A 23,397-nucleotide genomic window follows, 5' to 3' on the forward strand; every position below is an offset into this window, starting at 1 on the left:
TCTTTGCATTATACGATCGCAAGATGAGCAGAACGTGCTTACTCGGTGTATTCAACCACCAAACGACGCGGCGCTACACGGCCATCATCGTCAATCTCACCAACGCCGATGAACTTACGCTCTTCGCCCTCAGTGATGCGCACCATACCTGACGTTGGGGCACCCGAAGCCTGAACCGGTTGGCCCTGCTTCACGTAACCTGCCACGACAGATAAAAGATTCACCTCAGGGAAGTCCTCACAAGCACTGTCCATAGGTAACAACAGAGGATCCAACAACAGACGCGGCTCAATGCCTTCGACTTCCGCCTGTGCGATCAACTCATGCAGTTTCTCCATCGTGACCATCCTTTCAGCAGGATAGGTTGCAACCTGAACACGACGAAGATAGGTAACGTGCGCTCCGCAACCGAGCTTCTCCCCCAGGTCATCCACAATGGTGCGAATGTAAGTCCCTTTCGAGCAGTGAATTTCCAACTCAACTTCAACCCCTTCCCAACGAATGAACTTCAGTTCATACACGGTGATCGGGCGGGACTCGCGAGGAACTTCGATACCCTGACGGGCGTACTCGTACAGTTTTTTCCCTTCATATTTCAATGCTGAATACATTGAAGGGATCTGTTGAGTTTCTCCGCGAAAACTCTCTAAGGCGTCATCCAACTGCTGCTGGCTAAAACTGACGTCACGCTCCGAGATAATCTGACCTTCCGCATCAGAGGTATCCGTGCGTTGCCCCATACGGGCGACGACCAGATAGCGTTTATCTGAATCTAACAGAAAGCGGGAGAATTTAGTGGCTTCGCCCAAACAGAGTGGCAACATACCGGTTGCCAGGGGATCAAGGGCACCGGTGTGTCCCGCACGGTTGGCGTTATAAAGACGTTTTACTTTTTGCAGTGCATCGTTAGAGGACAATCCAAGAGATTTGTCCAATAACAGTACGCCGTGGATATCACGGCCGCGGCGGCGTGGGCGACTCATTATGCTTCCTCGTCGTCGCCTGCAGCTGAACGACGTTCAGCATCGTTCTTCACGACGTTAGTCACAAGGTTCGACATGCGCATGCCTTCAACCAATGAGTTGTCGTAAGCAAAAGTCAGCTCAGGGACAACGCGCAGACGCATCGCTTTGCCGACCAACGTACGGATAAAACCAGACGCATCCTGCAGGGCTCTGATGCCGTTTTTAACACGATCGGGATCATGATTATCCGTGGTCAGCACATCAAGGAAAGTCACGAACACTTTGGCATACGCCAGGTCACGGGACACTTCAACGCCGGAAACGGTGGCCATGCCAACGCGCGGATCTTTCACTTCACGCTGTAAAATAATGGCGATTTCTTTTTGCATCTCCTGAGAGACGCGTTGGGTACGACTAAATTCTTTTGCCATGATAAGACTCCTTCAGACAATTTCCAGACAAAGAGGGGGGCTCAAGGCCCCCCAACTGGATACAAGCGACGTCGCTAAAATTACGCGATGGTACGTTTGATCTCGATGATTTCGAAGACTTCGATCACATCACCAGCACGCACATCGTTGTAGTTCTTCACGCCGATACCACATTCCATGCCGTTACGAACTTCGGCAACGTCATCTTTGAAGCGGCGCAGGGATTCCAGCTCACCTTCGTAGATCACCACGTTGTCACGCAGTACACGGATTGGGTTGTTACGCTTAATCATACCTTCAGTAACCATACAGCCGGCAATTGCACCGAATTTCGGTGACTTGAATACGTCACGAACTTCAGCCAGACCGATGATTTGCTGTTTGTATTCCGGCGCCAACATACCGCTCATTGCCTGTTTAACTTCGTCAATCAGGTTATAGATAACGGAATAGTAACGCAGATCCAGGCTTTCATTTTCGACAACACGACGGGCTGAAGCATCAGCACGGACGTTGAAGCCGAGGATGATAGCACGAGAAGCCGCTGCCAGCGTCGCATCGGTTTCGGTAATACCACCGACGCCCATACCGACAATCTTGACTTTAACTTCGTCAGTTGACAGCGCTTGCAACGCATCAGAGATCGCTTCGCAAGAACCTTGTACGTCAGATTTCAGCACGATGTTAAGTTCAGAAACCTCACCTTCGGTCATGTTAGCAAACATGTTTTCCAGTTTAGATTTCTGCTGGCGAGCCAGTTTCACTTCGCGGAATTTACCCTGACGATACAGCGCAACTTCACGGGCTTTCTTCTCATCACGTACAACGGTAACTTCATCACCCGCAGCCGGAACGCTGGACAGACCCAACACTTCCACTGGGATAGAAGGACCCGCAGACATAATGTCGCGGCCCATTTCGTCACGCATTGCACGAACACGGCCGTATTCGAAGCCACAAAGAATGATATCGCCTTTGTTCAGCGTACCTTCCTGAACCAGCACGGTTGCAACCGGACCACGACCTTTATCCAGGAAGGATTCAATCACTACACCGTTTGCCATGCCGCTACGAACCGCTTTCAGTTCGAGAACTTCAGCTTGCAGCAAGATGGCATTCAACAGTTCATCAATACCTGTACCGGCTTTCGCAGACACGTGGATGAACTGAGACTCACCGCCCCACTCTTCTGGCATAACGCCATACTGAGAAAGCTCGGTACGAACGCGATCTGGATCAGCGTCAGGCTTGTCAATTTTGTTAACAGCAACCACGATTGGCACACCAGCAGCTTTCGCATGCTGTACGGCTTCGATGGTTTGCGGCATCACGCCATCATCTGCGGAAACGACCAGAACTACGATGTCAGTCGCCTTGGCACCACGAGCACGCATTGAGGTAAATGCGGCGTGTCCTGGAGTATCCAGGAAGGTGATCATGCCGTTTTCAGTTTCAACGTGATAAGCACCAATGTGCTGGGTAATACCGCCAGCTTCGCCTGCTGCGACTTTCGTTGAACGAATGTAGTCAAGCAGAGAGGTTTTACCATGGTCAACGTGGCCCATGATGGTCACAACCGGAGCACGTGGCTCAGCAGCAGTTGACGCACCGGTATCACGGTCACTCATCAGCGCTTCTTCCAGCTCGTTTTCACGACGCAGGATAACTTTATGGCCCATCTCTTCAGCAACCAACTGAGCAGTTTCCTGATCAATAACCTGGTTGATGGTGGCCATTGCACCCAGTTTCATCATGGTTTTGATGACCTGAGAACCTTTAACTGCCATCTTGTTAGCCAGTTCAGCAACAGTAATGGTTTCACCCACTACAACGTCGCGGTTCACTGCAGCGACAGGCTTGTTGAAGCTCTGTTGCAACGTGCTTGGCTTACGCTTGCCTTTACCATTACGGCCAACAGCGCGTGCTTCTTCACGGTCGGCTTTAGATTCAGACAGTTTATTGCCTTTCTTCTGCTTAGTGGCTTTGCCACCACGGGTACGGCTGCGACGTTCGCCTTCAACTTTGGCGTCATTTTCGTCTTCAGCTGCACGGGCGTGCGTAGAAGTGGTGACATGATAGTCAGCAGATTCGGATTCACTTGGCGCAACAACTTCAGTCCAAACACCAGAGTCAGCCATTTTACGGGCTTCTTCTGCAATGCGTTTGGCATTTTCTTCAAGTTTGCGTTGTGCTTCTTCTTCCGTTTTGCGTTTCAGCTCTGCGGCTTCAGCTTCACGGCGTGCTTTATCTGCCTGAGCTGGTTTGGTTACTTCATCTGTATGTTGATTTGTCACTTTGTCTTTTTCCGCTGCGTCGCGCTTAGCTTTTTCAGCGGCCTCACGTTTGGCTTGCTCTTCGGCGGCACGCTTCGCTTTTTCCTGAGCTTCGCGTTGGGCTTGCTCTGCTACTGCACGCTGTGCCTGTTCTTCCGCTTCACGCTTCGCCTGCTCTTCCGCTTCGGCCTGGGCAACTTCTGCTTCGGTCATATCACGTTTAACATAAGTGCGTTTCTTGCGGACTTCGATTTGCACCGATTTACTCTTCCCGCCGGTGCTCGGAATGTTCAGTGTACTACGCGTTTTGCGTTGTAACGTCAGCTTGTTTGGAACACTTCCGTTTCCACGGTTCAAGTGCGCCAGCAATGTCTCTTTTTCTTGCTGGGTGACAGAGTCAGCTTCAGACTTGTCGATCCCTGCATCAGCAAATTGCTGTACCAGGCGATCAACCGGAGTTTGAATCTCTGCTGCCAGCGATTTTACGGTTACATCTGTCATGCTGTTCCTTCCTGCTACAGTTTATTACGCATTGTCGCCAAACCAGCAGATATTGCGTGCGGCCATGATAAGTTCACCAGCCTGTTCGTCGCTAAGACCTTCAATATCTGCCAGATCGTCAACACCCTGCTCGGCAAGATCTTCCAGCGTACAAACCCCTTGCGCAGCCAGTTTAAATGCCATGCTACGTTCGAGACCCGCCAGGTTCAGCAAATCTTCAGCAGGCTTATTGTCGCCGAGACTTTCTTCCTGAGCCAAGGCCAAGGTAGTTAATGCTTCTTTTGCACGTTCGCGCAGCGCATCTACCGTGTCTTCGTCCAGACCATCGATTTCAAGCAATTCTTTCATTGGCACATAAGCCAATTCTTCAAGCGTTGAGAAACCTTCTTCCACCAATACTGTGGCAAAATCTTCATCGATAGCCAGATACTTGGTGAAGGTCTCAATCGCGGCATGAGCCTCGGCCTGATGTTTGGCCTGCAGGTCGTCCGCAGTCATTACGTTCAGTTCCCAGCCGCTTAACTGAGAGGCTAAACGTACGTTTTGACCATTACGGCCAATCGCCTGTGCCAGGTTGCTGGCTTCAACGGCGACATCCATTGTGTGCTTGTCTTCATCGACTACGATAGATGCTACATCAGCAGGTGCCATAGCGTTGATGACAAACTGGGCAGGATTATCATCCCATAATACGATATCAATGCGCTCGCCGCCTAATTCGCTGGAAACAGCCTGAACGCGGGCACCACGCATACCGACGCAAGCACCGATAGGATCGATACGCTTGTCGTTGGTTTTTACGGCAATTTTAGCGCGTGAACCCGGATCGCGGGCAGCGGCTTTAATTTCAATTAACTCTTCGCCGATTTCCGGTACTTCAATGCGGAACAGTTCGATCAGCATTTCATTACGTGAACGGCTAACAAAAAGTTGAGCACCGCGTGCTTCTGGACGCACGTCATAGAGCACACCGCGAATACGGTCACCAGAACGGAAGTTCTCACGTGGCAGCATATCTTCACGCAGGATAACGGCTTCGGCATTGCTGCCTAAGTCGAGAGCGATACTGTCACGGTTAACTTTCTTAACAACACCAGTAACGATCTCACCTTGCTGCTCACGGAACTGCTCAACGACCATGGCGCGTTCAGCTTCACGTACCTTCTGTACGATAACCTGCTTAGCAGTTTGAGTCGTGATACGGTCGAAGGTAACGGATTCGATCTGATCTTCGATGTAACCGCCTAATTCGATAGACGGATCTTCGTATTGAGCAGCTTCGATCGTGATTTCACGGGTCGGTTGCGTAACTTCACTAACGGCAACCCAACGGCGGAAGGTGTCAAAATCACCGGTTTTACGATCGATGGTGACGCGGACTTCAATTTCCTGTTCGTACTTTTTCTTAGTCGCTGTCGATAACGCAGTTTCCAGCGCTTCAAAAATCTTCTCGCGCGGGAGGGATTTTTCATTAGAAACCGCTTCTACAACAGCCAGAATCTCTTTGTTCATCCTAGTTGCCTCATCCAAACTTTAAAAGTGGGGTACCAGGTTCGCTTTCTGGATGTTGCTCAGCGCGAACACTTCATCTTTGCCTTCCACAGTAACCGTGATCATTTCGCCTTCGACAGCTTTGATTATTCCCTGCCATTTACGACGGTTCTGCATAGCCATTCGCAATACCACGCTCACCTCTTCACCGAGAAAACGTTGGTAATGTTCAGCTGTAAACATCGGGCGATCTAGGCCAGGAGAGGAAACTTCCAGATTGTAAGCCACAGTGACCGGGTCTTCGACATCCAGTACCGCGCTAACCTGGTGGCTGACATCAGCACAATTATCAACTGTGATCCCGTCGTCACTATCAATATAGATGCGTAGCGTCGATTGGCGAGCCCGTACGAACTCGATGCCTACCAGCTCAAAGCCTAATGCTTCAACCGGTGCTGAAATCATCTCTGTTAATTTTTGTTCTAATGTGGACAAGCCCACCCCCAAGACATAAAAAAAGGGCCTAATAGCCCAGTGATTCTGCTGCCAAATAACAAAAAACCCCGATAAATCGGGGCTTTATGAAACTGGACCCTGTTTGCCGCATAGCGGCTTCGGTACAACTTTCGAAAGTGTTATTTTCAAATTGAAGCTTTCAAAGTGGAGCTGCAGAACATCACAGGAAGATACTGAAAGTCTATTTGAAATAAACACTTAGGGAAAGTGGTTGCGGGGGCCGGATTTGAACCGACGACCTTCGGGTTATGAGCCCGACGAGCTACCAGGCTGCTCCACCCCGCGTCCGAAAACGTGGCAAATACTACGCCGATAACCGCTAAAAAGCAAGTTATCACAAAGATTGGTACCGAGGACGGGACTTGAACCCGTAAGCCCATTCGGGCACTACCACCTCAAGGTAGCGTGTCTACCAATTCCACCACCTCGGCACTTTTTTTTTTCACAATCGCTTTTACTGTCCAAGTATAAGCCATTGATTGAAAAGCTTACTTCCACTTCTTAGCAAGAACAATCACATCAAAAGCTACAGATTAGTGAGGAACATCACTGTTAGGCGCTGGAGGAGCCGCTGGCGCAGTTGTAGTCTGCTCAGTTTTCGCTGGCTGACCTAAATTTTCCCACTCACTACCTTGTTGGCCCTTATGTGTACTCATGTTCCCAAGGATCAGACTAATGACGAAAAAAAGCGCCGCCAGAACAGCTGTCGTACGGGTCATGAAGTTACCGGAACCACTCGAACCGAACAATGTGCCAGAAGCACCTGCTCCGAAAGAGGCTCCCATATCAGCACCTTTACCTTGTTGTAGCATAACCAGAGCGACAAGCCCGATAGCCACGATAAGGAAAATCACCAGAAGAGCTTCGTACATAGTAGTACCTGTATCCTTGCGGGTTCACCGCGTGCCAATTGCTTCTCACCAATTTAGTGGGTTTTAACGACCCACTGAAGCGGGTGTGAATACTAACCAAAGGCGTATGGTGACGCAAGGGCAATTTGAAGAGGATTGTGCGTTTGCGGAAAAAAACGCCAAAAGGAGCGAAACTGCCGTGTCAGGATCAATCACAGGCTGTTTTTTGTACTAAAAACAGCCTGTGATTTTTTTGTATCCTGCGATTTTTTAACAGGTTACGCCTTAGACGATTTCACCGCATCGGCAATACGGTTAGCGAGCATTTCAACCAGTGCACCATCTTCACCTTCAACCATGACGCGAATCAGCGGTTCTGTGCCCGATTTACGCAACAGTACCCGGCCGCGCCCTGCCAATTCTTTCTCAACTTCTGCGGTGACGCGTTTCACCTCTTCGGTTTCCAGCGGATCATGTTCACCGCTGAAATGCACATTAACCAGGATTTGCGGCAGCAGCTTCATGCCACTGCAGAGATCCTTCAGGCTCATGTGATTGCGCACTATCGCCGTCAGAACTTGTAAACCCGCGACAATACCGTCACCAGTGGTGGTTTTGTCCAGCAAGATCACATGCCCAGAATTTTCAGCACCGATGCGCCAGCCCTTCTCCTGCATTTTTTCCAACACATAACGGTCGCCGACTTTAGCTCGCGCAAAAGGAATACCCAGCTGTTTTAGGGCGAGTTCCAAGCCCATATTGCTCATCAAGGTGCCCACAGCGCCGCCTTTTAGTTGGCCCTGACGCAGCCCTTCACGGGCAATGATGTAAAGGATTTGGTCACCGTCAACTTTATTACCTTCATGGTCAACCATGATCAGACGATCGCCGTCACCATCAAACGCCAGGCCAACATCGGCCTTTTCGGCCAATACGCGTTGCTGCAACTGACGAACATCTGTAGCGCCGCACTCTTCGTTGATGTTCATCCCGTCGGGTTCACAACCAATCGCAATAACTTTCGCACCCAGTTCACGCATTACGCTTGGCGCGATGTGGTAGGTGGCACCATTGGCACAGTCGACCACAATTTTCAGGCTGTTGAGATTCAGTTCACTGGGGAAAGAGCCTTTGCAAAATTCAATATAGCGCCCTGCAGCATCAACGATACGACTGGCTTTACCCAATTCCGCAGACTCAACGCAGGTGAGCGGTTTTTCCATTTCGGCTTCAATCGCTTCTTCCACGTCATCGGGCAATTTGGCCCCATCGATAGTGAAAAACTTGATGCCATTGTCGTAATAAGGATTGTGAGAAGCAGAGATAACAATGCCAGCTTCTGCACGGAAAGTACGCGTCAGGTAGGCAACCGCTGGAGTTGGCATTGGGCCGGTGAACGAAGCTGAAAGCCCGGCAGCCGCAAGGCCCGCCTCAAGTGCCGATTCCAGCATATAACCCGAAATACGCGTGTCTTTGCCAATGATCACTTTGCGGGAGCCGTGACGAGCCAATACCTTGCCCGCTGCCCAACCGAGTTTTAATACAAAATCCGGCGTTATCGGGCTGTCGCCAACTTTGCCGCGAATGCCATCTGTACCAAAGTATTTACGGTTGCTCATGATTTATTTTCATCCCTTGCTGAAAGTGTTGCCTCGACAATGCGCATCGCCTCGACGGTTTCTTTTACATCGTGCACTCTGATTATCTGTGCGCCCTGCATCGCAGCGATGACGGCACAGGCTACGCTGCCGGTCACCCGCAGTTCAGGAGGAACTTGCAGTAACTGACCGACCATCGATTTCCTCGACATCCCCACCAATAATGGCAGGCCAAAGTGGTGAAACTCCGCCAGTCTGGCAAGCAGCTGATAATTATGCTTCAAATTCTTACCGAAACCGAAGCCGGGGTCGAGTAACAATTTATTTTTAGGAATACCCGCGCTCACACAGCGAGCAATTTGCTCATTAAAATAGGTATTAATTTCGCTAATCAGATTCTCATAATGCGGAGCGCGCTGCATATTTTTCGGTTGTCCCTGCATATGCATCAGGCACACAGGTAAGCCGGTGCTAGCAGCCGCTGAGAGCGCGCCTGGCTCCTGTAAAGAACGAATGTCATTAATCAAGTGCGCACCCGCTTTCGCAGTTTCAAGGATCACCCCAGCCTTCGAGGTATCCACTGAGATCCAGACATCCATTCGCTGGCTGATCGCTTCAACCACGGGAACCACTCTTGACAACTCTTCATCTTCACTCACTTCCGCCGCACCGGGTCTGGTTGACTCACCACCAATATCCAAAATAGTGGCTCCCGCTGCTATCATCGCCTGCGCGTGTTTCAGCGCAAGGTCGATTCGGTTATGACGGCCACCGTCAGAAAAAGAATCCGGCGTGACATTGAGGATCCCCATAACCTGAGGGTAAGTGAGGTCGAGTGAAACACCCCGGGAAGTGAGCTGCATGATGATTTCCTCTCTGTCGGTTCTGAGGCATTTCACAATAGTGCCCCAGCATATGCATAAAAAAACCCTGGGCAAGCCCAGGGTTTCGTGTCAGCAATAATAACGCCAATCTACAGCTTACTTACCGCTAAATTGTTCGCACATCGTATTACCCGGATTCGGAGTACGAGGCTCGTCAACCGGCGTTGGTGCTGTCGGAGTACCGCCGTCGTTTGAATTATCACCGCCACTTTTACCGCTCACCTCATCCCAGCCAGCAGGAGGGCGAACGTCTTTACGGTTCATCAGGTCATCAATTTGTGGTGCATCAATGGTTTCATATTTCATCAGTGCATCTTTCATCGAATGCAGGATGTCCATATTTTCCATTAATAACTCACGGGCACGTTGATAATTGTGCTCAACCAGGGCTTTCACTTCCTGATCGATGATACGTGCGGTTTCATCAGACATGTGTTTGGCTTTTGCTACTGAACGGCCCAGGAAAACTTCACCTTCTTCCTCTGCGTACAGTAACGGACCTAACTTCTCTGAGAAGCCCCACTGAGTCACCATGTTACGTGCAATCGACGTCGCCACTTTGATATCGTTCGACGCACCGGTAGAAACTTTCTCTACACCGTAGATGATCTCTTCTGCCAGACGACCGCCGTAAAGGGTAGAAATCTGGCTTTCCAGTTTCTGGCGGCTGGCGCTGATAGCGTCGCCTACAGGCAGGAAGAAGGTCACACCCAGCGCACGGCCGCGTGGAATAATTGTCACTTTGTGAACAGGATCATGCTCAGGAACCAGGCGACCAATAATGGCGTGGCCTGCTTCATGGTATGCCGTTGACTCTTTCTGCGCTTCCGTCATCACCATGGAGCGACGTTCCGCACCCATCATGATTTTGTCTTTCGCTTTCTCGAACTCAACCATTGAAACCACACGTTTATTACCGCGTGCTGAGAACAATGCTGCTTCGTTGACTAAGTTTGCTAAGTCCGCACCAGAGAATCCTGGGGTACCGCGGGCAATGACAGATGCATCAACATCTGGCGCCAACGGCACACGACGGGAGTGAACTTTCAGAATCTGTTCACGGCCGCGTACATCTGGCAAGCCAACCACAACTTGACGGTCAAAACGGCCCGGACGCAGCAACGCAGGATCCAGTACGTCTGGACGGTTAGTTGCCGCAATAACGATGATGCCCTCATTACCTTCGAAGCCATCCATTTCAACCAGCATCTGGTTCAGGGTCTGCTCACGCTCGTCGTGACCACCGCCTAAACCGGCGCCACGTTGGCGTCCAACGGCATCAATCTCATCGATAAAGATGATACATGGTGCAGCTTTTTTAGCCTGTTCGAACATATCACGCACACGTGATGCACCGACACCCACGAACATTTCCACGAAGTCAGAACCGGAAATGGTAAAGAACGGAACCTTGGCTTCACCTGCGATGGCTTTCGCCAACAGAGTTTTACCTGTCCCCGGAGGACCTACCATCAGAACGCCTTTAGGAATTTTACCGCCCAATTTCTGGAAACGGCTTGGTTCGCGCAGGTAATCAACCAGTTCGCTAACCTCTTCCTTGGCTTCATCACAACCAGCAACGTCAGCAAAAGTGGTTTTAATTTGGTCTTCGGTCAACATACGGGCTTTGCTTTTACCAAAGGACATTGCCCCTTTGCCACCGCCACCCTGCATCTGCCGCATAAAGAATATCCAGACGCCAATCAACAACAGCATCGGGAACCAAGAAATAAATATCGAGGCCAGCAGGCTAGGTTGTTCTGGCGGTTCGCCAACAACTTTCACGCTTTTGCTCAGCAACGTATCCAGCAACTTAGGATCATCCACTGGAATATAGGTCGTGTATTTATTGCTGTCTTTTTTAACAACGTCAATCTCACGTCCATTGATACGTGCTTCACGAATCTGGTCTTGGGTCAATTCGGACATGAAGGTAGAATAATCTACCCTACGGCCATTAGACTCACTGGGCCCAAAGCTCTGAAATACAGACATCAATACAACCGCGATGACTAACCAGAGAATCAGGTTCTTCGCCATGTCACTCAAGGGATTAACCTCATATTACAACTGTGTTAACAAACAGCGTTAGGGTACTAAAGTTTCAGCCCTGTCGCTACGATGTACACTTCTCGCGAACGTGCACGGGAAGCGTCTGGCTTACGAACCTTCACCTTCGTAAAAAGGGAGCGAATTTCCCGTAGGTATTCATCAAAGCCATCTCCCTGGAACACCTTCACCAGGAAACTACCACCTGGTGCCAATACATCACGACACATATCCAGTGCTAACTCAACCAGATACATCGACTTTGGAATATCGACTGCCGGAGTACCGCTCATATTCGGGGCCATATCGGACATGACCACCTGAACTTTGTTGTCTCCCACTCTTTCCAAAAGAGCTTTGAGAACTAATTCATCACGAAAGTCACCTTGAAGGAAGTCGACTCCGACGATGGGATCCATAGGTAAAAGATCGCACGCGATGATGCGGCCTTTGTTACCAATTTGTGTTGCCACGAACTGTGACCAACCACCCGGAGCCGCGCCTAAATCCACGACAGTCATACCCGGTTTGAACAGTTTGTCGCCTTGCTGTATCTCATCCAGTTTAAACCAGGCGCGGGAACGCAGGCCTTTTTTCTGTGCCTGAATCACATATTTATCGCTAAAGTGTTCCTGCAACCAGCGTGTGGAACTTGCAGAACGCTTTTTATTAGACATTATTTATTAACCATATAATTTTCCATTAGCTCTAAGATAGAGCATTTGGAACAAGCTGTTAGCGTCATTACGTCTATGGCTAAGTCAGTCATATCGCCTTGCCGGAGCAGTCCGATTTGGTGATAACCATGAGATGGCGGTAGAATGACCCGTTTTCAATCCCAACTTAAGCAAAAAAGACGATGAATCTTAACAATAAGCAAAAACAGTACCTGAAAGGTCTGGCACACCCACTCAAACCGGTTGTCATGCTGGGTAATAACGGCCTTACTGAAGGTGTACTTGCCGAAATCGAACAGGCTCTGAAACACCATGAACTCATCAAGGTGAAAGTAGCCGCTGAAGAGCGTGAAACGAAGACCTTGATCGTTGACGCTATTGTGCGTGAAACCAAGGCGAGCAATGTGCAAGTCATCGGCAATATGCTGGTACTTTATCGCCCTTCTACTGAAGACCGCAAAATTATCTTACCGCGTTAATTCTTTAAGGTTTAACGAAAAACGCTGTAGATATTCAGAACGGTGACACGTAATCAGTTTGAATAAAAGGCCGCTCGCGGCCTTTTTACGTTAGTTTTCACTTCCCTGTGAAGCATTTCACGCGAGAAGTGAGGGTTCAGAGCAGACTGAGCACAGCGAACCTTGCTGTTTACTCGACATTTTTGCGATGAATTAAAGGTATTCAACCTTCAGCACTTCATATTCAACGTCGCCACCCGGTGTACGGATAACCACGATGTCATCTTGTTCTTTGCCGATTAAACCACGTGCAATGGGTGAGTTTACGGAAATCAGATTTTGCTTAAAATCGGCTTCGTCATCACCAACAATGCGGTATTTTTGCTCTTCTTCAGTATCAAGGTTCATCAAAGACACTGTCGCACCAAAAATTACGCGACCCGTTGCCGGCATTTTAGTGACATCGATAATCTGAGCATTCGAGAGTTTAGCTTCAATCTCCTGAATACGTCCTTCGCAAAAACCCTGCTGCTCACGCGCTGCATGGTACTCAGCATTCTCTTTCAAATCGCCATGTTCACGCGCCGTAGCAATGTCTGCAATGATCCTAGGGCGGCGAACGCTCTTAAGATGATCGAGTTCTTCGCGTAATCTTTCAGCGCCACGCAATGTCATCGGAATCGGTTTCATATATTCACTACCTCTAACTTTGTCCTTTCGGCAAACACCGTCCTGATTAAATCAGGTAGAAATAAGTCAGTTCTCTTGACCGACTCTCTCTTGCTAAAAACAAAAAAACCTCACCCAGAGTCCACGACCCAGGTCAGGATTGGTTTTGCATTATGATGACTATTTTAACGTAGAGTTCCTTAAGGGTCATCGTTTACTTTCACCCTCGTTGCACCCCAGTTCGTAGCATCGTAGTATGGCGACACGTTCTTCCGTGGTTACCAGGGCCCTTACTCAAAATAATGCGTTTTTTACGAATTGTCAGTGGATTAGCTTGCGCGTTGGCTCTTAATGCTAACGCAGCTCAGGTCGAAAATTACACCGAGTATCTGCCCGACGGCACGAACCTGGCGTTGCTGGTGCAGAAAATTGGAGCCACGTCTCCTATAATCGACTATCACGGGCAGCAAATGGCACTGCCCGCCAGTACTATGAAAATTCTGACCGCACTGGCCGCATTGCTGCAGTTGGGTCCAGATTTCCGATTTACCACCACATTTGAAACGAAAGGTTCCGTTTCCGATGGCGTCCTGAAAGGCGATCTTATCGCCCGTTTCGCCGGAGATCCTACCTTTAAACGACAAAACATCCGCAATATGGTTGCCGCCTTACGCAAGCAGGGTATCAAGCAAATTACCGGCGATGTGGTAATAGACAGTTCTGTTTTTGCCAGTCATGACAAAGCACCGGGTTGGCCATGGAATGACATTACACAATGCTTCAGCGCCCCGCCTGCGGCAGCGATTGTCGATCGCAATTGCTTCTCAGTGTCGCTCTACAGTGCGCCCAAACCGAACGACAATGCGTTTATTCGGGTAGCATCCTATTACCCCGTGCATATGTTCAGTGAAGTACGCACGCTGGCCAAAGGTTCTCCCGATGCACAGTATTGTGAACTGGATGTCGTACCGGGCGAGCTGAACCGTTACACGCTAACGGGTTGCCTGACTCAACGTAGTGAACCTCTGCCGCTGGCTTTCGCCATTCAGGATGGCTCGAGTTATGCGGGTGCAATTCTAAAAGATGAATTACAGCAGGCTGAGATTCAGATTGACGGCACGTTAAAACGCCAAACTCAACCGACGCCGGCAGGTACCGTTTTAGCGCAAACACAATCGGCACCGCTGCATGATCTGCTTCGCCTGATGCTGAAAAAATCCGACAATATGATCGCCGATACCGTGTTCCGAACCATCGGGCACCAGCGGTTTGGCGTTCCGGGGACATGGCGTGCAGGGTCTGATGCGGTACGTCAGATATTACGGCAAAAAGCTGGTATTGATTTGGGGAACTCGATTCAGGTCGATGGTTCCGGCTTGTCTCGCCACGACTTATTGTCACCGGCCACCATGATGCAGGTGCTGCAATACATCGCCCAGCATGATCAGGAGTTGGATTTTATTTCAATGCTGCCCCTGGCCGGGCATGACGGAACATTGCAGTATCGCGGCGGTCTTCATGAAGCAGGTGTTGATGGCAAGGTATCAGCTAAAACCGGTTCTCTGGCCGGCGTTTACAATCTGGCAGGCTTCATTACTACAGCAAGCGGTCAGCGTATGGCTTTTGTGCAGTTCTTGTCGGGCTACGCTGTACCACCAGAAGATCAGCGTACCCGCCGTGCACCGCTGGTTCGTTTTGAGAGTCGCCTTTATCGGGACGTGTATCAAAATAACTGAGTGCTCACGATGAAATTACTGATTGTCGAAGATGACGAGCTTTTACGACAGGGCCTTTCATTGGCCCTGACAGGCGAGAATTATGCCTGTGATTGTGCCTCAAACGCAGCGCAAGCACACAGCCTGATTAAAACCAGCCAGTATAGCTTAGTGATCCTCGATTTAGGTCTGCCGGACAGAGACGGAGCCTCCCTGCTGCGTCAGTGGAGACGGGAAGATATTTCGCTACCGGTACTCATCCTCACAGCACGTGATGCACTCGAAGATCGCGTCGATGGGCTGGATGCCGGTGCCGATGATTATTTGGTAAAACCCTTCGCCTTAGTTGAATTACTGGCCAGGGTGCGCGCTCTTATACGCCGGTATCAGGGACAAAGTGACAACCAAATAAGCGTAGGTGACCTCACAATAAACCTATCGACACAGCAGGTTTACCAGGATAAAACTCCGGTTGAGATCACCCCGAAAGAGTTCGCCATTTTATCCCGCCTGATGATGCGAGCCGGTCAGACGGTGAATCGTGAATTACTTCAGCAGGACCTCTACACATGGAATGACGACATGGGGTCTAACACACTGGAAGTCCACGTTCATAATTTACGCCGTAAACTGGGCAAAGAGCTGATACGCACCGTGCGTGGCAATGGTTATCGTCTGGAAACCACGCTATGACCAGTATGCGCCGCCGGTTATTGGTTATGTTAGCACTCATCCTCTTTGTGACTCAACTGACCAGTATTTTCTGGTTGTGGCATGAAAGTCAGGAACAAATTAATTTATTAGTTAACGACACGCTGTCGGCCAAAGTTCGGAATACTCACGTCGAGAAGGAGATCGCGGAAGCTATTGCTTCACTTATCGCCCCTTCGTTACTGATGATGGCAGTGACGCTACTTCTCTGTTTCTGGGCAATCAGCTGGATTATTCGCCCCCTGAATCAATTACAGAACCGGCTCGATATGCGCTCAGCCGATAATCTCTCGCCTTTGCCGTTAAACAGTGAGATCCGCGAGATCGTTTCTGTGACCAACGCATTGAATCAACTTTTCTCACGTCTTTCGAATACGATTCAACAAGAGCGCCTGTTTACGGCAGATGCCGCCCATGAACTGAGAACACCGCTGGCGGGAGTACGCCTGCATCTTGAACTCATGGAGCAGAAAGGGGTTGATGGTAGCCGGACGCTGATCACCCGTATCGATCAATTGATGCATACCATTGAGCAATTATTAATGCTCTCCCGCGCCGGTCATAATTTCGCCAAAGGCTACTATGACCGAGTCGACCTCGTCGATCATGTCATTATGCCGCTGCAGGAAGAGCTGCTGGAGATGGTCAATCAGCGTCGTCAAAAGCTTACGTTTAACATGCCAGAACAACTGTTTATTCAGGGAGACGCGATTCTGCTCAGGCTGATGGTGCGTAATCTGGTTGAAAATGCCTACCGCTATAGCCCTGAAGAGAGTGAAATCCTTGTCACCTTGTCACGCAAGGCGGAAGGTGTTTTGGTGCAGGTGGAGGATCAGGGGCCAGGAGTTGATGAGCAGCAAGCCAGTGAATTGACCCATGCCTTCAAACGCATGGATCAGCGTTACGGCGGTAGCGGGCTGGGTTTGAATATTATTATTCGGATCGCCACGTTACACGGGGGAAGTTTGGTGTTGAATAACCGCCAGGGAACTCGCGGTCTTTGTGCGCAGTGCTGGCTACCGGAAACGGCTTTCAGCAAATTCTAAAGCGGTGTAATGCGCAGTAGAGCCAATGAGAACCGGCAATAAAAAAGGTCGCACAAGGCGACCTTTTATCACGTCATTCGCTTTGAGCAGCGGGGATTAACGTTCGTAAATGATTTCGACACCTTCGTCGTCTTCATCATCCCAGTCATCCCAATCTTCGTCATCTTCTTCTGCTTCAACTTCAGCCAGTTGTTCACGATGGTAATCGTCCCACATGAACTCAACTTTCTCTGGCACAGCGGCTTCTACAGCCATGTGTTTAGGATTCTCATTGATGAATTTCATCACATCCCAGCACAGAGCATTCACACCTTCACGGTTAGCCGCAGAAATCAGGTAGTAATTACCTTCCCAGCCCAGTGCCTCCGCAATAGCTTTTGCACGGGTTTCAGCTTCTTCTTTTGAGATCAGATCAACTTTGTTGAAGACCAGCCAGCGTGGCTTTTCAGCCAGTTTAGCGTTGTACTGCTGCAACTCGTTGATAATGACTTTAGCATTCTCAATCGGATCGGATTCGTCAATTGGCGCAATATCGATGAGATGCAACAACACGCGGCAGCGTTCGAGATGCTTCAGGAAGCGTATTCCTAAACCTGCACCTTCAGAAGCGCCCTCAATCAAACCAGGGATGTCGGCAATCACGAAGCTTTGTTCGCTGTCCATGCGGACCACGCCCAAACTTGGAACCAGAGTCGTAAACGGATAGTCAGCCACTTTTGGTTTTGCTGCGGATACCGCGCGGATAAACGTTGATTTACCGGCGTTTGGAAGCCCCAGCATACCGACATCTGCCAACAGCATCAGCTCCAGCGCGATATCACGCTCTTCACCTTTAGTGCCCATGGTTTTCTGGCGCGGCGAACGGTTGATTGAAGATTTAAAACGGGTGTTGCCCAAGCCGTGGAAGCCGCCTTTAGCGACCATCTGGACCTGACCATGACGGGTCATATCACCCAGCACTTCGCCAGTAGCCTGATCAATGACACGTGTACCGACCGGGACTTTGATGGTGATATCTTTACCACGTTTACCGGTACAGTCACTGCTTTGACCATTGGTACCACGTTCAGCACGGTAGGATTTAACAAAGCGGAAATCGATCAGCGTATTGAGGTTTTCGTCACCAATCAGATACACATCGCCGCCGTCGCCGCCGTCACCGCCGTCAGGGCCACCGCGTGGAATATACTTCTCACGACGGAAGCTCACACAACCGTTACCGCCGTCACCTGCCACAATGAGTATTGTGGCTTCATCAACAAACTTCATTTGTACTGTCTCCGTAAATCATTCACCGGGTTGCTTAAGTTTAGCCACCAGGTTTTGTTCTGTCCGACCAGGCCACCAACGATGGCCAATTGCGGAAAACATCGCCCCCGCCACCACCACGAATGCACCAAGATAACCAATAGTGTTAAGTACCGGTGCGGCAAACATACCAGGCCAGGCGAGTGCCAATAAATCTGAAAATAGCAGGGTAAACAACGGCGTCAGGGTGACAAAAGCACTCACTTGCGCCGCCTGCCATCTCGCCATCGCTTCCGCTAATGCGCCGTATCCTACTAAAGTATTCGCGCCGCAAAACAACAAGCAGGCAAATTGCCAACTGCTGAGCTGAGAAAGCATCGCCGGACTGGCCAGCGGGAGCAATGCGATAGAACACAAAGTGTACAGCATAAATAAGATCTGAGGTGAGGCCAGCCGGCGCAATAAGATCTTTTGTGCCACGCCGTAGACTACCCAAACCGTTGCCGCGCCGATCCCAAGTAATACACCTAACGTGTAATCAGTGAGTCGGGTAAAAATTTCTATCAGGCTGGTATTAAAAAACAACACCAGCCCCAAAATAAGCATACCGGCGCCGACGACCTGGGTGATACGCATCCTTTCTTTCAGGATAACGACGCTGGCAAACATCATACCAACGGGTGATAACTGTCCGATAACCTGCGATGCCGTTGGGCTGAGGTATTGCAGAGATGACCCGAATAAAACGAAATTGCCCAGTAATCCGCAGGTGGCTATCAGAAGCAAAACCAGCCAGCCCGGACTTTTGAACATTTGCATCGATGGCAATCTCTGCCGCGACGCCAGAATACACCCGAGAACAACAGCGGCTAATGAAAACCGGAACCAAACGACGGTAAACGGGTCCATCACCACTAAAACCTGCTTCATGGCAATCGGCAGAGAACCCCAGCATATCGCCGTGATTATCGCTAACATGATCCCTATGGGCGCCTGCGATTTTATGTCCATATTCTTGCCAGATTGGGCGAACCAGAATGTAAAAAGCCCCACAACGAATTGCGGGGCTTACATCTATTTACTTAAGACGCGAAAAATTTATGCAGCTTCGATGCTGATAAACTTACGGTTTTTCGGGCCTTTAACTTCGAACTTGACTTTACCGTCAGCCAAAGCAAACAGAGTATGGTCCTTACCGCAACCCACGTTGGTACCAGCGTGGAATTTGGTGCCGCGCTGACGAACGATGATGCTGCCTGCCAGTACTGCTTCGCCGCCAAAGCGTTTTACGCCAAGACGTTTAGCTTCTGAATCGCGACCGTTGCGTGTGGAGCCGCCAGCCTTTTTGTGTGCCATTGTTCCGCTCTCCTAGACTTAAGCGCTGATGCCGGTGATTTTAACGTCAGTGAACCACTGACGGTGGCCCTGTTGCTTACGGTAGTGTTTACGACGACGAAACTTAACAATCTTAATTTTATCGCCACGACCGTGAGCTACAACTTCAGCTTTGACCAAACCGCCAGCAACTAATGGCAGACCGATATTAATTTCTTCACCGTTAGCAATCATGAGAACTTGATCGAACTCGATTGCTTCGCCAGTTGCGATGTCCAGCTTCTCAAGGCGAATAGTCTGCCCTTCGCTGACACGGTGTTGTTTACCACCACTTTGGAAAACCGCGTACATATAAAACTCCGCTTTCCGCGCACTCAACTTTGTATAGTCCAGAGGGCGCTATAAATATTCACAATAGGGCGCGAATTCTACGCAAAAAATCAGCATAAGACAATAGCACTTTCACTACTAAAGAAGAAAAAAAGCGCAGTTCTTCCGATGGCATTTATCTGCACTGTTTTTCAAGTACAATCCCCTTTACAGTTAGTGCCATGTGCCAATGTGAGCCTGATCTCATTGCGGTGAAGAGAAACACAGCCGAAAAAACACAATGAACCTAGAACAGATTATCGATCTCACCGAACAGGACATGGAAGCGGTTAACGCAACCATACTTGAGCAGTTGAATTCTGATGTATCGCTCATCAATCAGCTGGGATATTACATCATTAGTGGCGGGGGTAAACGAATTCGCCCCATGATCGCCGTTCTTGCTGCCCGCGCCTTATCCTATGAGGGTAATAAGCACGTTACCGTTGCGGCCCTGATTGAATTTATCCACACAGCCACGCTGCTGCACGACGATGTTGTCGATGAATCCGATATGCGTCGCGGAAAAGCCACGGCCAATGCCGCCTTCGGCAATGCTGCCAGCGTGTTGGTGGGCGATTTTATCTATACCCGTGCTTTTCAGATGATGACGGATCTCGAATCAATGCCGGTGCTGGCGTTAATGGCTAAGGCCGTGAACGTTATTGCAGAAGGCGAAGTTTTACAGTTGATGAACTGCAACGACCCGGATATCACCGAAGAGAGTTACATGCAGGTTATTTACAGTAAAACCGCACGTCTGTTCGAGGCCGCCGCGCAAGCTTCGGCCATGTTAGCCGGCGGCAGTGAAGAACAAATTCAGGGCTTACAGAATTATGGTCGTTATCTGGGTACGGCTTTCCAGCTTATTGACGATCTGCTCGATTACGACGCCAATGGCGAAACGCTTGGCAAAAATACCGGTGACGATCTGAATGAAGGGAAACCCACCCTGCCTTTGCTACATGCGATGAAAAATGGCAATGCGCAGCAATCTGCCATGATCCGTCAGGCCATCGAAGAAGGAAATGGCCGCCATTTACTGGAGCCTGTTTTAGCCGCTATGCATCAATGGGGGTCGCTGGATCACACCCGCGCCCGTGCTGAAGAAGAAGCTGACAAGGCAATTCAGGCTTTACAGGTTCTACCTGAGTCGGTTTATCGCAGCGCTCTTGAGGGTCTTGCGCATATTGCTGTCAGACGCGAATTCTGACCAGCCCCTGTGCAGTATGCATATGAACATGTACCGCCTTACGCGGTACATGTTGCCATTAACGCGTCAGTTTAAGCCTCTGATCCGATGCTAAGACGTTGGAGAACTTCAGATAAACCTTCCCTGACAATGAATTTTATGATCATTTCACGTTCCTTTTCCTTAAGTTGTTTATAACTTTCAACCCAAATTGCCAAAGGATCCTGATGTGCTGAATAGACATATTCAGCAGACTGTTCTTTCATCTCCAGACAATCCAACGCTTTTATAGGTATGCTGTCGATGTGATATTCAACAGCCCTTCCCTGAACACCACGCCGACGGCGCTTAATCCAGGAATCACGCCGCGCCATACCATGAATACCTTGCGTTGAGGAAGGTAACCCATCAAAGCCAATAAGCTCCTTAGCTGCAAACCACTCTTTTTTCATAACGTTCCTTTTCAGATTGCACTAAAGCACAACAGAATAATGTTACAAATCCTTGAGACAGTGAATAAAACCGTAGGAGGCTGTTCACTTTTCCATTTAAAGACATATTTAATAACTGCAGCTAACTTATAGCACTACTTAATGGAAAGAAGAAATACGAATTAATGTAAAAATAGCGATAAACAATAACCACTAAGTATCGATGAATCTTTTTTATGAAAACCAACGATGTATAAATTACATTTTTCAGAAAGCCTCCCTCACTGTAGAACAAACTCAGAGAAAACCCCCTTAAAACCTTTAAATACAATAAGTTAATTAAATTGGTTATATATAAAAAATGCTCAATCATTGTTAAAAAATCGCTACAACAACCTCCTGTAGCAGCCTTTATTACGTATTCCTTTAAAACGTAAGGTTAATATTAAAAAAACTTTAACCTACACATCTCATTAATAAACCAATATTTTTATGTGCTTCCTGAAGTTAACCATCAAAAAATCAGATTGCACGTTTGCGTTAATATCAAGAAAGAGATATTTTCCAGAAAATAATTAACATGTTTTTTAGAAACAGAAACGTCAATTCCGAAATTCAATATTTCAGATCTTGATTCCAGAAGTCACACTGCAATTAAAATGACATTGAGTAGTTTGCCGATAATGAAAGGGATTAAACATGAAAGGATGTAAAGAAAATTGGCATCAGGCAGATATCATCGCCGCATTGCGCAAGAAAGGCACGACACTGGCAGCAGTCTCTCGGGGGGCGGGACTGAGTTCATCGACGCTGGCAAACGCTCTGTCGAGGCCATGGCCCAAAGGAGAGCGCATTATTGCTGATGCCATTGGCATCCATCCTTCGATGATTTGGCCGAACCGATATTTCGACCCGACAACATCTCAACGTATCGTGCGTAAAATCCGCCTGCCGAACAAAAGCTGAATTTATCGAAAAAAAGCCGCCGGATTATCCGGCGGCTTTCTAAGCATTCAGCAATATGATCAGTTGTTGATGAATTGCTCACCTAATTCGATATCTTTATGCAGCACGCTAAGCATTGACTCCAAAGAGCTTTGCTCAAACGCACTCAGCTTACCGATGCTCTTCAATTCGGCCACGCCGTTTTTACCCAGCAGAATCGGTTGAGCAAAGAACCGCGCATACTCGCCCAGCCCTTCAACATAAGCGCACTCGACAACGTTGCTTTCGCCATTTAGCGCACGAACTAAAGATAAACCAAAGCGTGCGCCAGCCTGACCCATAGACAGAGTTGCAGATCCCCCGCCGGCTTTGGCCTCAACCACTTCTGTACCCGCGTTCTGGATACGTTTGGTCAACTCTGCCGCTTCACTTTCACTGAATGTCACATCAGGGATCTGCGACAGGAGTGGCAAAATCGTAACGCCGGAGTGGCCGCCAATCACAGGGACTTCAATATCCTGTGGCTGCTTGCCTTTCAGCTCAGCAACGAAGGTATTCGAACGTATAGCATCAAGAGTGGTTACGCCAAATAATTTATTTTTGTCGTAAACGCCCGCTTTTTTCAACACTTCAGCGGCAATAGCTACCGTGGTATTCACCGGATTAGTGATGATACCAATGCACGCTTTCGGACAGGTTTTCGCAACTTGTTCAATCAAATTGCGAACGATGCCCGCATTGACGTTGAACAGATCAGAACGATCCATACCTGGCTTGCGCGCGACACCGGCAGAAATCAGCACCACATCAGCACCCACTAATGCTGGAGTTGCATCGACTCCACAGAAACCTTTGATTTTTACAGCCGTAGGGATATGACTAAGGTCAACAGCAACACCTGGTGTTACCGGGGCAATGTCATACAGAGAGAGTTCTGAACCTGAAGGCAGCTGAGTCTTGAGTAGAAGGGCGAGGGCCTGGCCAATACCGCCAGCTGCACCGAGAACTGCAACTTTCATCCTATACTCCTTTTTTATCATAA

The 23,397-nt window shown here is 49.2% G+C and carries 23 protein-coding genes and 2 tRNA genes; 6 read left to right on the plus strand and 19 right to left on the minus strand.

Features of this window, described 5'->3' with window-relative positions; translation table 11 throughout:
- Positions 1–38: 38 nt before the first annotated feature.
- The 12 genes from truB to rlmE all read right to left on the minus strand — a co-directional run bounded on the left by truB (position 39) and on the right by rlmE (position 12,236).
- Complete coding sequence (gene truB / locus EAH77_RS13170) at positions 39–983, minus strand: tRNA pseudouridine(55) synthase TruB (protein ID WP_140473271.1); 945 nt, start codon at positions 981–983, stop codon at positions 39–41.
- Positions 983–1,396, minus strand: coding sequence for a 30S ribosome-binding factor RbfA (rbfA, locus tag EAH77_RS13175; RefSeq protein WP_136375211.1), 414 nt, complete (start codon positions 1,394–1,396; stop codon positions 983–985). Before rbfA ends, truB begins: the two co-directional genes overlap by 1 nt.
- An 80-nt stretch (positions 1,397–1,476) precedes the next feature.
- A complete protein-coding gene (gene infB, locus EAH77_RS13180; RefSeq protein ID WP_140473272.1) occupies positions 1,477–4,170 on the minus strand; it encodes a translation initiation factor IF-2 in 2,694 nt (897 codons plus the stop codon).
- A gap of 24 nt (positions 4,171–4,194) precedes the next feature.
- Positions 4,195–5,682: a transcription termination factor NusA gene (nusA, locus tag EAH77_RS13185; protein ID WP_140473273.1), complete on the minus strand. Its 1,488-nt coding sequence runs from the start codon at positions 5,680–5,682 to the stop codon at positions 4,195–4,197.
- Between the two features lie 21 nt (positions 5,683–5,703).
- Entirely contained in the window at positions 5,704–6,156 is a 453-nt protein-coding gene (gene rimP, locus EAH77_RS13190) for a ribosome maturation factor RimP (RefSeq protein WP_140473274.1), read from the minus strand.
- 229 nt (positions 6,157–6,385) lie between these two features.
- A tRNA-Met gene (locus tag EAH77_RS13195) sits at positions 6,386–6,462 on the minus strand.
- A 59-nt stretch (positions 6,463–6,521) separates the two neighbouring features.
- Positions 6,522–6,608: transfer RNA gene (locus EAH77_RS13200), tRNA-Leu, on the minus strand.
- 102 nt (positions 6,609–6,710) lie between these two features.
- Positions 6,711–7,049, minus strand: coding sequence for a preprotein translocase subunit SecG (gene secG / locus EAH77_RS13205; protein ID WP_140473275.1), 339 nt, complete (start codon positions 7,047–7,049; stop codon positions 6,711–6,713).
- Positions 7,050–7,306: 257 nt separating this feature from the next.
- A complete protein-coding gene (glmM, locus tag EAH77_RS13210; RefSeq protein ID WP_140473276.1) occupies positions 7,307–8,647 on the minus strand; it encodes a phosphoglucosamine mutase in 1,341 nt (446 codons plus the stop codon).
- Positions 8,644–9,489, minus strand: coding sequence for a dihydropteroate synthase (gene folP, locus EAH77_RS13215; protein ID WP_140473277.1), 846 nt, complete (start codon positions 9,487–9,489; stop codon positions 8,644–8,646). The genes glmM and folP overlap by 4 nt, the downstream gene beginning before the upstream one ends.
- A 117-nt stretch (positions 9,490–9,606) precedes the next feature.
- Positions 9,607–11,550, minus strand: a complete 1,944-nt coding sequence (gene ftsH / locus EAH77_RS13220) for an ATP-dependent zinc metalloprotease FtsH (protein WP_194150511.1) — start codon at positions 11,548–11,550, stop codon at positions 9,607–9,609.
- Between the two features lie 56 nt (positions 11,551–11,606).
- Positions 11,607–12,236, minus strand: coding sequence for a 23S rRNA (uridine(2552)-2'-O)-methyltransferase RlmE (gene rlmE / locus EAH77_RS13225; protein WP_140473279.1), 630 nt, complete (start codon positions 12,234–12,236; stop codon positions 11,607–11,609).
- Positions 12,237–12,418: 182 nt separating this feature from the next.
- Between rlmE and yhbY the strand changes: the two genes are divergently transcribed.
- Complete coding sequence (gene yhbY / locus EAH77_RS13230; RefSeq protein WP_140473280.1) at positions 12,419–12,715, plus strand: ribosome assembly RNA-binding protein YhbY; 297 nt, start codon at positions 12,419–12,421, stop codon at positions 12,713–12,715.
- Between the two features lie 192 nt (positions 12,716–12,907).
- Here the strand turns inward: yhbY and greA are convergent, their stop codons facing one another.
- Positions 12,908–13,384 carry a transcription elongation factor GreA gene (gene greA, locus EAH77_RS13235; protein ID WP_140473281.1) on the minus strand — a complete coding sequence of 159 codons (477 nt, stop codon included), beginning with the start codon at positions 13,382–13,384 and terminating at the stop codon, positions 12,908–12,910.
- A 281-nt stretch (positions 13,385–13,665) separates the two neighbouring features.
- On the opposite strand from greA, the gene dacB reads away from it, so the two are divergent.
- The 3 genes from dacB to pmrB are packed head-to-tail and all read left to right on the plus strand — an operon-like array spanning position 13,666 to position 16,835.
- Positions 13,666–15,099, plus strand: a complete 1,434-nt coding sequence (gene dacB / locus EAH77_RS13240) for a serine-type D-Ala-D-Ala carboxypeptidase (RefSeq protein ID WP_140473282.1) — start codon at positions 13,666–13,668, stop codon at positions 15,097–15,099.
- Between the two features lie 9 nt (positions 15,100–15,108).
- A complete protein-coding gene (gene pmrA, locus EAH77_RS13245) occupies positions 15,109–15,771 on the plus strand; it encodes a two-component system response regulator PmrA (protein WP_140473283.1) in 663 nt (220 codons plus the stop codon).
- Positions 15,768–16,835: a two-component system sensor histidine kinase PmrB gene (gene pmrB, locus EAH77_RS13250; protein WP_140473284.1), complete on the plus strand. Its 1,068-nt coding sequence runs from the start codon at positions 15,768–15,770 to the stop codon at positions 16,833–16,835. Before pmrA ends, pmrB begins: the two co-directional genes overlap by 4 nt.
- 96 nt (positions 16,836–16,931) lie before the next feature.
- Here the strand turns inward: pmrB and cgtA are convergent, their stop codons facing one another.
- The 4 genes from cgtA to rplU all read right to left on the minus strand — a co-directional run bounded on the left by cgtA (position 16,932) and on the right by rplU (position 19,769).
- On the minus strand, positions 16,932–18,104 hold the full coding sequence (gene cgtA / locus EAH77_RS13255; protein WP_140473285.1) for an Obg family GTPase CgtA: 1,173 nt from the start codon (positions 18,102–18,104) through the stop codon (positions 16,932–16,934).
- Between the two features lie 18 nt (positions 18,105–18,122).
- On the minus strand, positions 18,123–19,094 hold the full coding sequence (locus tag EAH77_RS13260) for a DMT family transporter (protein ID WP_140473286.1): 972 nt from the start codon (positions 19,092–19,094) through the stop codon (positions 18,123–18,125).
- An 87-nt stretch (positions 19,095–19,181) separates the two neighbouring features.
- A complete protein-coding gene (gene rpmA / locus EAH77_RS13265; RefSeq protein ID WP_140473287.1) occupies positions 19,182–19,439 on the minus strand; it encodes a 50S ribosomal protein L27 in 258 nt (85 codons plus the stop codon).
- Between the two features lie 18 nt (positions 19,440–19,457).
- Entirely contained in the window at positions 19,458–19,769 is a 312-nt protein-coding gene (gene rplU / locus EAH77_RS13270) for a 50S ribosomal protein L21 (RefSeq protein ID WP_140473288.1), read from the minus strand.
- Between the two features lie 259 nt (positions 19,770–20,028).
- Between rplU and ispB the strand changes: the two genes are divergently transcribed.
- Positions 20,029–21,000 carry an octaprenyl diphosphate synthase gene (gene ispB, locus EAH77_RS13275; protein WP_140473289.1) on the plus strand — a complete coding sequence of 324 codons (972 nt, stop codon included), beginning with the start codon at positions 20,029–20,031 and terminating at the stop codon, positions 20,998–21,000.
- 71 nt (positions 21,001–21,071) lie between these two features.
- Here ispB and EAH77_RS13280 read toward each other — a convergent pair whose 3' ends face one another.
- Positions 21,072–21,431 carry a DNA-binding protein gene (locus EAH77_RS13280; RefSeq protein WP_140473290.1) on the minus strand — a complete coding sequence of 120 codons (360 nt, stop codon included), beginning with the start codon at positions 21,429–21,431 and terminating at the stop codon, positions 21,072–21,074.
- Between the two features lie 678 nt (positions 21,432–22,109).
- On the opposite strand from EAH77_RS13280, the gene EAH77_RS13285 reads away from it, so the two are divergent.
- Positions 22,110–22,376 (plus strand): helix-turn-helix domain-containing protein, encoded by a 267-nt coding sequence (locus tag EAH77_RS13285; protein WP_140473291.1) that lies wholly within the window; start codon positions 22,110–22,112, stop codon positions 22,374–22,376.
- 59 nt (positions 22,377–22,435) lie between these two features.
- On the opposite strand, the gene mdh is transcribed toward EAH77_RS13285, so the two are convergent.
- A complete protein-coding gene (mdh, locus tag EAH77_RS13290) occupies positions 22,436–23,374 on the minus strand; it encodes a malate dehydrogenase (protein WP_140473292.1) in 939 nt (312 codons plus the stop codon).
- Between the last annotated feature and the right edge of the window lie 23 nt (positions 23,375–23,397).

Origin of the sequence: Ewingella americana (assembly GCF_006438725.1) — a bacterium.
Classification (GTDB): Bacteria; Pseudomonadota; Gammaproteobacteria; order Enterobacterales; family Enterobacteriaceae; genus Ewingella; species Ewingella americana_A.